The following is a 12544-nucleotide window of genomic DNA, read 5'->3' on the forward strand; positions in this document are numbered from 1 at the left end:
CCTCCCAAAGATCGCTCGTTCAGAGCTTGTAGGCCTGTCGTGCAAGCCTGTGTGTGAGGTCTTGTATGACCTCATAAGCATCCTCCTCCGACAGCCGCCCTGTGGCGACCAGATTGGCGAGGAATCCAGCATCGACCCGGCGGGCCACATCATGGCGCGCCGGGATCGACAGATAGGCGCGCGTGTCGTCATTGAAGCCCACGGTGTTATAAAACCCCGCCGTTTCCGTGATCATTTCGCGATAGCGCCACATGCCCTCAAAGCTGTCATGGAACCACCACGCGGGGCCAAGACGCAGACAGGGATAGACACCCGCCAGCGGCGCGAGTTCGCGCGCATAGGATGTCTCATCAAGGGTGAACAGAATGACGCGCAGATCGGGTTCTTCGCCCACCGCATCCAACAGCGGCTTGAGCGCCGCGACGTAATCGGTGCGCGTCGGGATGTCATAGCCCTTGTCGCGCCCAAAGCGTTGATGCACCGGGGTAGAATGGTTGCGCCACGAGCCGGGGTGGATTTGCATGACCAGCCCGTCTTCAACCGACATCTTCGCCATCTCGGTCAGCATCTGGGCGCGAAACGCCTCGCGCTCGGCGGCATCGGCCTGACCTGCCAGCACCTTGTCATAAAGCGCCTTTGCCCCGGCCCGATCAAGATTGAGCGTCGCCGCCGTGCGATGACCATGATCGCTTGAGGTCGCTCCAAAGGATTTGAAATAGCCGCGCCGGTCGCGATGCGCGTCGAGATAGGCATCAAACGAGGTGCTGCTTTGCCCACCGAGCGCACAGAACTGCTCGATATTATCCCCAAAACCCTCAAAGTCCGGATCGGTCACGGCATCGGGGCGATAGGCTGTAATCACCCGCCCGTCCCAGCCACTCTCACCGATCATCTTGTGCCATTTCAGGTCATCAAGCGGGCTTTCCGTCGTCGCGATCACCTCGATATTGAAGCGTTTGAACAAGGCGCGCGGGCGCATCTCGGGGCGCGTCAATGCCTGCGAAATCCGGTCGTAATAGTCATCGGCGGTCGCCGCACTCAGCGGCGTGTCAAATCCAAAGACGGTCTCAAAGGCATGATCGAGCCAAAGCCGCGACGGCGTTGCGCGAAACAGATGATAGTGCTGGGCAAAGCAGCGCCAGATTTTGCGCCCGTCGGTTTCGCTCGCGCCCCCATCGACGCGCGGCACACCCAGACTTTCCAGCGGCACGCCCTGCGAATGCAGCATCCGAAACACATAATGATCGGGCGTGACAAGCAACTGCGCGGGGTCCGCGAACGGTGCGTCTTGGGCAAACCAGCGCGGGTCGGTATGGCCATGAGGCGAGACGATGGGCGCATTTTTGACCGCGTCATACAGTGCGCGCGCCAGCGCACGCACCCCTTGATCGACTGGTAAAAGACGATTTTCGTCAAGCAGCGCCATGGCATCCGCCTCCCCTCGTTGCTAAGGCTTGTAGCAGTAGACAACCGCTACACTAATAGACTAATATGCTAGAATATTCGACCCGTCAATAAGGAGTCACGATGTCCGACGCCATGCTCTTGCCACAGCTCGATCTGAATGCGCGCCCCTCGGTCGCGGATCAGGTCTTTGCCGAGCTGCATCGTCAGATCCTCTCGCTGGAACTTGCGCCGGGCGCAAAGCTGTCAGAGGTCGAGGTCGCCAGGCAGATGGGGGTGTCGCGTCAACCGGTGCGCGATGCATTCTACCGGCTGTCAAAACAGGGGTTTTTGCTGATCCGGCCGCAGCGTGCGACAACCGTATCACTGATTTCATCCGATGCCGTGATGCAGGCAAGCTTCATTCGCACCGCCTTGGAAATTGAAACGATCCGCGTCGCCACCGAAGCGCTGAGCGAGGCCGATCTGCGCGCGCTGCACGATGTGCTGGCAGAACAGCGCGCCGCCGTCGAGCGCGAAGACCGCATCGGGTTTCATCGGCTGGATGATCAATTCCACCGCGAGATTTGCACCCGCGCGGGCATCGGCTTCACATGGGAGCTGATCGCCGAGAACAAGGGGCATATGGACCGGGTGCGCATGCTGTCGCTGTCCTTCGCCTCGCGCGATGCCTTTGACGATCACGAGCACATAATGGCCGCGCTAGAGGCGCGCAACGTCGAGGCCTCGACCATGGCAATGCGCACGCATCTGGCGCGAATCCGCACCCAGATTCACCGCATCCGCGCCGATCATTCTGCCCTGTTTGAAGCGGGTGATGACAGCTCGCCTGCGTAAACCTGGGTCTTATCGCTGGCCCCGTCGTCCTGCGTATCTTTGGTGTTGGCGACATTCACCCCGAAATCTTCCAGCACCGCCAGAATGGCCGGGGTCACGAACAGCGACAGCAGCGTCGCAGCCGTCAGACCAAAGGCCAGACTTGCCACAATCGGGCGCAGGAATTGCGCCTGTGTGCTTTGCTCTAACAGCAGCGGACCCAGACCGACCACCGTGGTCAAAGAGGTTAGGAAAATCGCGCGGAAGCGATCGCGCACCGCCTCGCGTCCCGCATCCAGCATCGAGGCCCCCGCCGCGCGACGCTCTCCGATAAAGGCGTCCAGCAAGATCGAGTCATTCACCACAACCCCCGCCAAAGTCGCAAGCCCCACAAGGCTTGGCAGCGAGATTTGCAACCCCAGCGTCAAATGCCCCCACATCACGCCAACCAGACTAAGCGGCACCACCGCCAGCACCGCAACGGGGCGAATAAAGCTGCTCATATAGAAGGACAACAGCAGGTAAACCCCGATGATCCCCGCCGCCATGTAGCGCGCCAAAGATGCCCCCGTAGTGGCGGTATCCTCGGCCTCGCCCAGAATGACCACCTTCACGCCGGGGCGCTTTTTCGCCAATTCGGGCAGGTAATCGGCCCGCATCGCCGCCATCAGCTCGCCAGAATTGGCGATATCGGGATTGATCGAGCCTTGCACCGAAACCGCGCGCTGCCCGTTCACATGGCTGATCGTGTTGAAGCCGCGCGTTTGCGTTACATCCGCCACCGCCGAAAGCGGCACCAGCGCGCCATTCGCGCCCGGCACGCGCAGCGCCAAGATATCGCCCAGCGTCTTGCGATCAGATGCCGCTAGGCGGGCGACCACATCAATCTGCCCATAAGCATCAGAGAACGACGCCGCGCTGTCGCCACGAAAGGCGGCGCGCAGCTCGCTTGCCAGCGCCTGCGGCGTAACCCCCAAAAGATTGGCAGCACCGGGACGCATCCGCACCACGATTTCAGGCTTGCCCGGTTGCAGATCGAAGGTCACATCGCGCACCCCGTCAAAGCCGCGAAAGAACTTGCGCAATTCGCGTGCGGTCAGCGCCAGCTCGTCTAGATCATTGCCCTCAACCAGCAAATCAATCGGCTTGCCTCCCGCCCCACGTTCCTTATCGGTAAAGCGGATCGCGGCCATATCGGGCATCTGTCCGGTCAGCTTTTTCCACTGATCGACAATCGTGCTGACCTCGGTCGTGCGCACGCCTGCGGGCAGCAATGCGGCGCTGATCGTGGCCATATTCGGCCCTGCGCTGGGGCTGTCAGCATTATAACCATAGGTGATCGTGTAGTTTTTCACCAAGGGCTGGGCACCGGGCTGATCGGGGCTGAGATCGCTGTTCATCTGCTCAAGCGCCTTGACGACCTTTGCCACCCGCGCCTCGGTGCGCTCCAGCGGCGACCCTGCCGCCAGCAAAAGGCGCGCCTCGACCGTGTCGCTTTCCAGCGTCGGGAAGCTTTGGAACTTGATCAGCCCACCCGTGAAGGGCGCAATCGACAGCGCCACAAGCAAGATCGCGAGTCCGATCGTGAGATAGCGAAAGCGCAGCGCCAGACCCGCGAGCGGCACAATCACGCCATCGCGAAACCGATCAAACGCGCCATTGACCGCACGGCTCACCCGCCCCGGTCGCACATCGCCATGCAGCGAATGACGCATATGCGCAGGCAGGATAAGGAACGCCTCGATCAGACTGACAGTCAGCGTAATCAACAGCACGATCGGGATATATTTCAGCAGCGCCCCGATATTGCCGCTCAGAAAGCTCAGCGGTCCGATGATCATCGCCGTCGTCAAGAACGAGGCAATCACCCCCGGCCCGACCTGCATCACCCCGTTGAGGGCTGCCTGCCGCGCGCTTTCGCCCGCCTGTCGGCGGCGCACGATGTTTTCAGAGATAACAATGGCATCATCCATCAACAGACCTGTCGCCACCAACAGCGCCACCATCGTCATCATGTTGATGGTATAGCCCAAAAGCTGCATCACAAAGATCGCCCCGAGGAACGAAATCGGAAGCCCCATCGCGACCCAGAACGACATGCGAAAGCCAAAGAACAGCCACATCGCCACCAGCACCAAGATCAGCCCCTGCACACCGTTCCAGCCGATAATGCGCAGCCGCTCGCGGATGTTTTCCGTCGAATCCGCTGAAATCGTCAGCTTGATATTGCCCGGAGCCTCAGCCTGCGCCTGTGCCAGATCGCGGTCCAGCGCGGCTTTCACCTTGAGCGCATCTTGCGAGGCGGTTTTGGACACGGCCACGATGGCCGCGCGTTCCCCGTCGAAATAGCTGGCCTGCGAAGGATCATCAAAGCCCTCGCGGATCGTCGCGACATCGCCCAGCCGCACCTCGCCCCCTGCCGCACTTCCCGCGATCGGAATTTGCGCCAATTCATACGGCGTGCGCTTTTCGCCCAGGAACCGGATCGCGGTCTCTCCAGAGGGGCCTTGCAGCGTGCCCGCAGGCATATCCAGACTGTGACGGGCAAGTGCCGCACCGATATCGGTCATATCAAGATGGAGCCGCTCCAGCGCGGTCTGGTTGAATTCCACCCCGATTTCGCGATTGGAAAACCCTTTGACATCAACTAGCGAGATCGCCGGATCCGCGCGCAGCCGGTCGGCCAAATTCTGGCCATAGGCAAACAGCACCGCCGGATCTTTGGGCCCTGTCACGGCAATTGAGGCGACCGAACTGACCCGTTCGACAATCTGAACCACGGGCGCATCGGCCTTGTCGGGAAAGCTTGAAATGCCATCCAGCGTGTCTTTTACATCATTGTAAAACCGCGTCATGTTGGCGCCTTCGATCATCTCGGCAGTGATCAGGGCCATGTTTTCGCGCGCAAGACAGGTCAGCTTGGCAAGGTTCTCGACCTTCATCAGCAGCGGATCAGCAAGCGTGCAAATCCCGGTTTCCACCTCGGAGGGGGCGGCGCCGGGATAAGTGATGCGCACCGACACTTCCGAGGGCGGCGTGACGGGGAACGTGTCGCGCTGGAGCGTTGGCAGGGCCAGCAACCCCAGCCCCGCGATCGCGATCATCAGGATATTGGCCGCCGTGCGGTGGCCTGCAAACAGCGCGATCATTGCGCGGCCTCTTTGGATTTACCCGCACCGCTGCCCGGTTTCGCCTCCGCTGCGGTCTGCCCCAGCGCCTCGGCGGCGATCTGGGCCTTGCGCGCCTCATCCTCGACCGGCTTAACGGCCATGCCCGGCACCGCGATGGAAGGATCGGTCACCACCAGCTTGTCACCCGGTGACAACCCCTTGCTTACCACCGCCAGATCCCCCGAGGTGAACCCGATCACCACGGGCCGCTTTTCCAGCGTGCCCTCCGCCGAAATCACCAGCGCCATACCGTTTTGCACCGCCTCGGCGGGCACCACGAGAGCCTGTTGTTTGGGGGCCGACAGTTCGACTTCGACAAACATGTTGCGCCGCAATGGCGGGCGCTCTCCGGCGACGCTTTGGGCTTGCGGATCGGTGACGCGCACCACCACAGGCGCGCTTTGCGTGCGCTCATCAATCGCGTCGCCCATCCGCTCGACCTTGGCGGGCCACACCACGACATGCCCTGGCGCGGGCAGTTTGACCTGCGCCTTGAGCTTGGTGACGGCTGCGTTTTCCCCCGCAAGGCGCAGCAGTGGCCCTATCCGCCCAATCGGGAATTGCGCCGAAATATCTGCAGCGTCCACGCCCTCTCCCGTCAACAGAACCTGCCCGCGATTGACATATTGGCCGATATCCGCGCTCAGATCGCTCACGCGCAGATCATAAGGCGCACGAATGTCGGCAAAGCCGATTGAGCGTTCTAGCGCCGCACGTTGCGTGGCCAGAACATCGCGCTCGGCCGCATTCAGGGCGAGTTGATTGTTCAGCTCAGTCACCTTGGTGCGCGCGGTCAATTCCTGACGTTGCGTGGCATCCAGCGCGGCCTGCGTCACCACGCCTTGAGTGTTGAGCCGCGTCTGGCGTTCCAGATCGGCACGTACCAAATCCAGATCAGACTGCGCCAAGGCCAGACTTGCGCGCACCGTGTCATCCTTGATGCTCGAGGCCGCGATTTGCGCATCGACCCCGGCCAAGGTCAGCTTCATGTCGCTATCGTCGATGCGAAACACCAAGCTGCCCTGTTTGACGATATCGCCCGGCGCTAGCGGCTTGGCGACCTCGGTAATCGCCCCTTCGATACGCGCCACCGCACGCCATTCGCGCACCGGCGCAACCGAGCCATAGCCCGTCACGCGAGGGATCAGGGCGATGGGCGCAACGGTGATGACACGCACCAAAGTGGGCGGACGGCTCACCGCACCGGGCTCTGGCAGTTTTCGCAGATTGCCCGCGAAGAAGATGCCCGCCACACCAAGCGCCACCGGCACCGCCACCATAAGAGCACGCCGCATCACGAGGCCAACTGTCGCCATTCCAAAACCCTACCCTTATCGTGTACTTGCGAAAGACTTTGCGCGATGAAAACGCAAGTTTCGAGTCCTTATTTCTAGCGACATCGAGATCGCGATCATGGGTTTGCGTCACAGTATTGCGCAATATCGGGTAGGGCCGCGACATCGCGCGCCAGCCTGCCAATAAGACCAGAACATTTCCGCAAACGGCGCCGCGCATGTCCCCCAACTGCCGTTACGTTTCGCAACCCCGCCCCGCAAAGTCGTTTTCGCAATAGCCGCCTCGGTGCTATGAAGACCCAAGCCCCCAGCCAGATCATGAGGCACAGATGACCGACATGCCCTCCTCGCAGTATTTCGTTGTTACGATCACAGATGGCGTTGCACATCTTGAGATGAACAACCCCGACAAGGCCAATAGCATGACGCCCGATTTCTGGGCGGATCTGCCGCGCATTGCGGCCGCGCTTGATGCCGATCCGGCGGTGCGCTGTGTCGTGCTGTCCGGACGCGGGCGGCATTTCACCTCGGGGATGGATCTGGCGGTGTTCAACGGCATCACCGCCTTGATGCAATCCGAGCCGGGGCGCGGGGCCTATGCGCTGCGCGATCTGGTGACAAAGTTTCAAGCCGCGCTCAGCAGTCTTGAAACGCTGCGCGTGCCCGTCATCGCCGCGACGCATGGCGTTTGCCTTGGCGGTGGGATCGACCTGATCACGGCCTGTGACATTCGCATCGCCAGCGCCGAGACCGCCTTTGGGATCGAAGAAATCCATATCGGCATGACGGCGGATGTCGGCACGCTGCAACGCCTGCCCAAGCTGATCGCGCCGGGTATCGTGCGCGAACTGGCCTATACGGGACGGCGGTTCAGCGCGGATGAGGCCAAGGGCTGGGGGCTTGTGAATGCAATCCTTCCCGACCGCGACGCCACCATCGCCGCCGCCCTTGCGATGGCCCATGAGATCGCGGCGAAATCGCCGCTGGCAATTGCGGGCACCAAGCAGGCGCTGACCTATGCGCGCGATCACTCGGTGGCCGATGGGCTAGATCAGATCGCGACGTGGAATGGCGGCATGCTGCGCCCTGAAGATTTGATGAAAGCGCTGCAAGCCAAGATGACGAAGCAAACCGCGCTGTTTGCCGATCTGCTCAACGACGCGGGCTGAGCCACGTTACCAAGGGATCGCGCTGCGTTTGTCGGACCTGCGGCGCGCCCCGATCAGGCGTTTCGCCCGGCTAGGCGCCCCGAGAACAGGCAGCCGCCCAGGAACGTGCCCTCCAGCGCGTTATAGCCGTGATAGCCGCCCCCGCCAAAGCCCGCGACCTCCCCGGCGGCAAATAACCCACCAATCGGCTGGCCCGCTTGATCCAGCACCTGCCCGCTCAGATCGGTATGCAGCCCACCCAAAGACTTGCGCGTCAGCACATTCAGCCGCACCGCGATCAGCGGACCGCAACTTGGATCAAGGATCTTGTGCGGCTTGGCAGTGCGGATCAGGCGATCGCCCAGATAGGCGCGCGCGCCGCGAATGGCGGTGATCTGGGCATCCTTGGAAAACCGATTGTCAATTTCGCGATCACGCGCTTCGATCTGACGCTGAATATGGGCCAGATCCAGCGGGATTTCGGGCACGAGTTGCGCCATGCCCGCAACCAGCTCGGGCAAGCTGTCGCGCACAATGAAATCCGCGCCATGGGACTTGAACGCCTCGATCGGCGCGGGCGCGCCCTTGCCCAGCCGCGACTTGAGCACCGCACCCCATTTTGCCGCCGTCAGATCGGGATTTTGCTCGGATCCTGACAGCGCGAATTCCTTTTCGATGATCTTCTGGGTCAGGATGAACCAGCTATGGCCATGCCCGGTGCGCAAAATCCGCTTGAGCGTGCTCAGCGTGTCAAAGCCCGGAAAGCAGGGCGCCCCCATCCGCTCTCCCAAGGCATCAAACCACATCGCGCTGGGGCCGGGCAGAATGCGGATACCGTGATTGGGCCAGATCGGGTCCCAGTTCGCAATCCCTTCGCAGTAATGCCACATCCGGTCGCCATTGATCACCGCAGCCCCCGCCGCTTGGGCAACCTGCTGCATGCGCCCATCGACATAATCGGGCACGCCCGCAACCATTTTCGCAGGCGCCGGACCAAGGCGCTCTTGCGGCCAACTCTGGCGCACCAAAGCGTGGTTGCCCCCGATCCCCCCAGAGGTGACCACGACCGATTCTGCCGCAAATTCAACCGCCCCGATCACATCGCGATTGCTGCTTTGGCCGCGCGGCGCATCATCGGCGGCCAGCATCTCGGCGCGCACCCCGGTGATCCGGCCCTGCGTGGTGATCAAGTCCGTTACGCGATGGCGAAACGCAAAGATCAGCGCGCCCTCGGCCTGCGCTTGGCGCACGCGCCGCTCAAACGGGGCGACCACCCCGGTGCCCGTCCCCCAAGTCACGTGAAAGCGCGGCACCGAGTTGCCATGCCCATCCGCCAGCGCGCCGCCCCGCTCGGCCCAGCCCACGACCGGGAACCAGCGCATCCCAAGACCATGCAGCCAAGCGCGCATCTCGCCGCTTGCGAAATCCAGATAGGCGTTCGCGAACCTCTTGGGATTGGCATCCTCGGGCCGGTCGAACTGCGCCGCGCCAAACCAGTCCTGCGCCGCCAGATCGCGCGAGTCGCGAATGCCAAAGCGGCGTTGTTCGGGCGTATCGATCATGAACAGCCCGCCCAGCGACCAGAACGCCTGCCCGCCCAAAGATTGCACGCCCTCCTGATCCATCAGCAGAACCGAGCGCCCGCGCGCCACCGCCTCCACCACCGCAACCAGCCCTGCCAGCCCCGCCCCCACAACAATCACGTCAAATTTCGATCCTTGGGCGGTCATCGGGTTCTCCTGGCGATGTCTGAGAGCGCGATCCGAACCAAACCGCGCGATGCCCCCAGCCTATCGCGCCCTTAGGTTTGCACAACCCACGCCGCGCCGGGTCGTGCAGATTTGCCCCCCGAGAATCGGAAAGGAAACCCACAACAAAAGCGCCCCTGCATTCAATATATAATATTCACCCTCCAAAAGAGTTAATACATTATTAACTTTTGTTAGTGCGACCGATCCGAGAATGCACAACGATATTCATCACAGCCAGTTGATGATTCTGGAAATCAAAAGGTTTAATAAATGGAATGGCTAACATCTAAATAAGTACCCCAATCGGTTAATAGCAATTAAATTGCGTTAACCTACTGAAATCGTGTCTCTATCCGGCCCCACACGGACGACGCCAAAAGTCCACGCCTTGAAAGGGATAAAACGAATGAACAAGGAAGTCACCGAACGGTTTACACCGGTCAGCTATTGCCACGCAGTTTCAGAAACAAACCTGCGTCCTGCGGCTTTTAATCCTCAATCGGAAGACCGAAGGAAGCCATTCTCTCAGCGCGTGACACCGCTGACAGATCGCGCCCCGGATTTCGACGTGTATGTCGTCATCGACAATCGCGCGCTGGAACGGGCGTGCTTTGTGCAATGCCTTCAGCAACGCTGCGAAGGCTCGACCATTGTCGATTACGAAACGCTGGCGGATTGGCGCGATGACATCGGCTCGACCGACGCCCGCCAAGTCATTCTCAGCAACCTCGGGTCGCGCTCTTTGGCGGATGAAAAAGTGCGCGCCGATTTGCAGAAACTGGTCGCCGAGGCCGGAGAGGTGCCCGTCGTCGTGCTTGGCGCTTGCGAAGATATCGAGGCCAGCATTTCGGCGCTGGAATGCGGCGCTGCGGGCTATATCTCGCCCTGTGTGCGCTTCGTGGATATCGTCGAGGCCACGCGCCTTGCCGTTGGGGGTGGTATCTTTTTGCCACGCGCCGCGCTGATGGCGCTGCGCAAGACTGCGCCTGAGCCGGTCGAAGGCCGTGTAACGGTTCTGGATCATTTCACCGATCGACAGCTTGCCGTGGCCGATGCGCTGCGCTGTGGTGCGGCCAACAAGATGATCGCCTATCAGCTGCAACTGCGCGAAAGCACTGTGAAAGTTCATATCCGCAACATCTTCCAGAAGCTGAAAGCAACAAACCGCACCGAGGCGGCGTTCTTGCTCAATCAGATGAACGGCTGGCCCGAAGCAGCCGACGGCGCCCCGAGATAACGGGGCGCCCCCGGGCGTCAAGGCTGGCGCACCCCCCAGATCAGCGGGACTTTCGCGCGCAGAAAACTGCGCGCGGCCCCGAGTTCTTGCGACAAGGGGTGGCGCATCATCTGCAGGCCCGCAACCCAGCCAATCGCCGCCCCGATGATCGCCAGCACGGTGCTGAGCCCGCTCAGGGCGTTCCAGGACCCGACTGCCAGAACGATCACCGCCGGCAGGGCCACGGTCACAAGCGTGACGCCACCGCTGCGCAGCAACACAAGGCCCAGCTCCGCCCAAGCGAAGGGCACTTTGCGGCGCACGAAAATCATCACGGTGATGACCTGAATCGGACCTGTCAGAAACAGGCTCAATGCCATCACATGCACCCCGAACCGCGACGCCCCCAGCATGATCAGGAAACACGGCGGCAGCGCGATCATCATCGCCACGGCCATATCGCGCACCCGGCCCAACGTGACCAGAACCGGGTAGCACAGATAGACCGGGAAGAGACAAAAGAAGGCCAGCGCCACGATCCGCACCAGCGGCACGACCTCCAGCCATTGCGGACCCAGCAACAGGCGCACAATCGGATCGGCCAGAACAGCGATCATCGCCAAGGCAGGCCATTGCAGCCCCGAAATATAAGACAGTCCCATCAGGAACGGCGCCTTGAGCGTGCCATTATCGCGCGCATGACTGGCAAGTGCAGGCAACAGCACGGGCTGCACCGCGCTCAGGATCAGGCGATCTGGCAGTTGCGACAAAGAGATCGCACGCGCAAACAACCCCACCGCCCCAAAGCCCAGCACACGGCCCAATATCAAACGCGGGAAGGCATCAAACAACATGCCCAAAAGCGTGACGATGCTGGACCACGCGCCAAAGGGCACCACGAGTCGCCAATCGCGCAAAGTGGGCACAAAGATCCACCAGAGCGGACGGCAGATCACCGCGCCCATCGCCGTGACACAGGCCGCCAGCACCGAGCCCCAAACAAGGCTGAACGGCCCGTAGCCCGCAAGCGCGAGCCCAATGGTCATGCTGGCATTGGCAAACCCGGCCGCGACATTGATCGCCGCCACCGCTCCAAAGGCCATGTCGCGACGCAGCAGCGCCAAAAGCGGCGTGCTGATCGGAGCGACCAAAAACGCCAGCGCCGCGATCCGGATCAGCCCGGCAAGCTTGGGATCTGCATAAAACTGCGCAAGGGTCTCGGCCCCAAACAGCGCCAAACCACCCAGCACCAGCGACATGCAGGTGATGATCGTCACCGCCGTGCGCACCAATCGCGGCGCCAGATCGGGCTCGCGGATCAGGAACGTGCCGATGCCGAAATCGCGAAACGCCTCGATCAGGATCACGATGGTGCTGGCAACCAGAAACAGCCCGACTTCGGCGGGGGTCAGGATGCGCGAGACAATCGCCATCGTGAGGATGCTCATCAGCACGACCGAAACCTTGTCGGCGAGCGCAAAGGCAAAAGAGCGGCGAACCATGGCTTGCGTCCTTTATGCGGTCAGGGCTTGACGTGTCGATCGCGTGAGGCCACGCGAAAGCGCCGCTCGCGCAGATAATAATACGAGGTGCGACAGGCATCGCGCAGGGTTTGCGTCAGCTGCGGGCGCGCCATAGCGGCTTCGTGGCAGACCTGCGCAAGCCCATCGCCGACCGCCTCGAGCCCATGATATTTCACAACGAAACTGCGGCCAAATTCACCCAGCGCATGGCGCGTTTCGCT

9 protein-coding genes are annotated in these 12544 nt (G+C 61.6%); 3 read left to right on the top strand and 6 right to left on the bottom strand.

The window, feature by feature from the left end; genetic code table 11:
- Positions 1-19 precede the first annotated feature (19 nt).
- A complete protein-coding gene (gene uxaC, locus QZ571_RS03470) occupies positions 20-1426 on the bottom strand; it encodes a glucuronate isomerase (RefSeq protein ID WP_295531806.1) in 1407 nt (468 codons plus the stop codon).
- A 101-nt stretch (positions 1427-1527) separates the two neighbouring features.
- Here uxaC and QZ571_RS03475 point away from each other — a divergent pair, with 101 nt between their 5' ends.
- Complete coding sequence (locus QZ571_RS03475; protein ID WP_295531810.1) at positions 1528-2241, top strand: GntR family transcriptional regulator; 714 nt, start codon at positions 1528-1530, stop codon at positions 2239-2241.
- On the opposite strand, the gene QZ571_RS03480 is transcribed toward QZ571_RS03475, so the two are convergent.
- Positions 2196-5369, bottom strand: coding sequence for an efflux RND transporter permease subunit (locus QZ571_RS03480; protein WP_295531813.1), 3174 nt, complete (start codon positions 5367-5369; stop codon positions 2196-2198). The two genes, QZ571_RS03475 and QZ571_RS03480, sit on opposite strands and share 46 nt — an antisense overlap.
- Positions 5366-6706 (bottom strand): efflux RND transporter periplasmic adaptor subunit, encoded by a 1341-nt coding sequence (locus QZ571_RS03485; RefSeq protein WP_295531816.1) that lies wholly within the window; start codon positions 6704-6706, stop codon positions 5366-5368. The genes QZ571_RS03480 and QZ571_RS03485 overlap by 4 nt, the downstream gene beginning before the upstream one ends.
- A gap of 308 nt (positions 6707-7014) precedes the next feature.
- On the opposite strand from QZ571_RS03485, the gene QZ571_RS03490 reads away from it, so the two are divergent.
- A complete protein-coding gene (locus tag QZ571_RS03490; RefSeq protein ID WP_295531819.1) occupies positions 7015-7854 on the top strand; it encodes a crotonase/enoyl-CoA hydratase family protein in 840 nt (279 codons plus the stop codon).
- Positions 7855-7907: 53 nt separating this feature from the next.
- Here the strand turns inward: QZ571_RS03490 and QZ571_RS03495 are convergent, their stop codons facing one another.
- On the bottom strand, positions 7908-9563 hold the full coding sequence (locus tag QZ571_RS03495) for an FAD-binding dehydrogenase (RefSeq protein WP_295531822.1): 1656 nt from the start codon (positions 9561-9563) through the stop codon (positions 7908-7910).
- A gap of 427 nt (positions 9564-9990) precedes the next feature.
- On the opposite strand from QZ571_RS03495, the gene QZ571_RS03500 reads away from it, so the two are divergent.
- Positions 9991-10821 (top strand): response regulator transcription factor, encoded by an 831-nt coding sequence (locus tag QZ571_RS03500; protein ID WP_295531825.1) that lies wholly within the window; start codon positions 9991-9993, stop codon positions 10819-10821.
- Between the two features lie 17 nt (positions 10822-10838).
- Here QZ571_RS03500 and QZ571_RS03505 read toward each other — a convergent pair whose 3' ends face one another.
- Positions 10839-12302, bottom strand: a complete 1464-nt coding sequence (locus QZ571_RS03505; RefSeq protein ID WP_295531827.1) for an oligosaccharide flippase family protein — start codon at positions 12300-12302, stop codon at positions 10839-10841.
- Positions 12303-12322: 20 nt separating this feature from the next.
- Positions 12323-12544, bottom strand: a 222-nt coding sequence (locus QZ571_RS03510) for a hypothetical protein (protein ID WP_295531829.1), incomplete at its 5' end; no start/stop codon positions are given.

This window comes from uncultured Thioclava sp. (genome assembly GCF_913064665.1).
GTDB classification, from domain to species: domain Bacteria; phylum Pseudomonadota; class Alphaproteobacteria; order Rhodobacterales; family Rhodobacteraceae; genus Thioclava; species Thioclava arctica.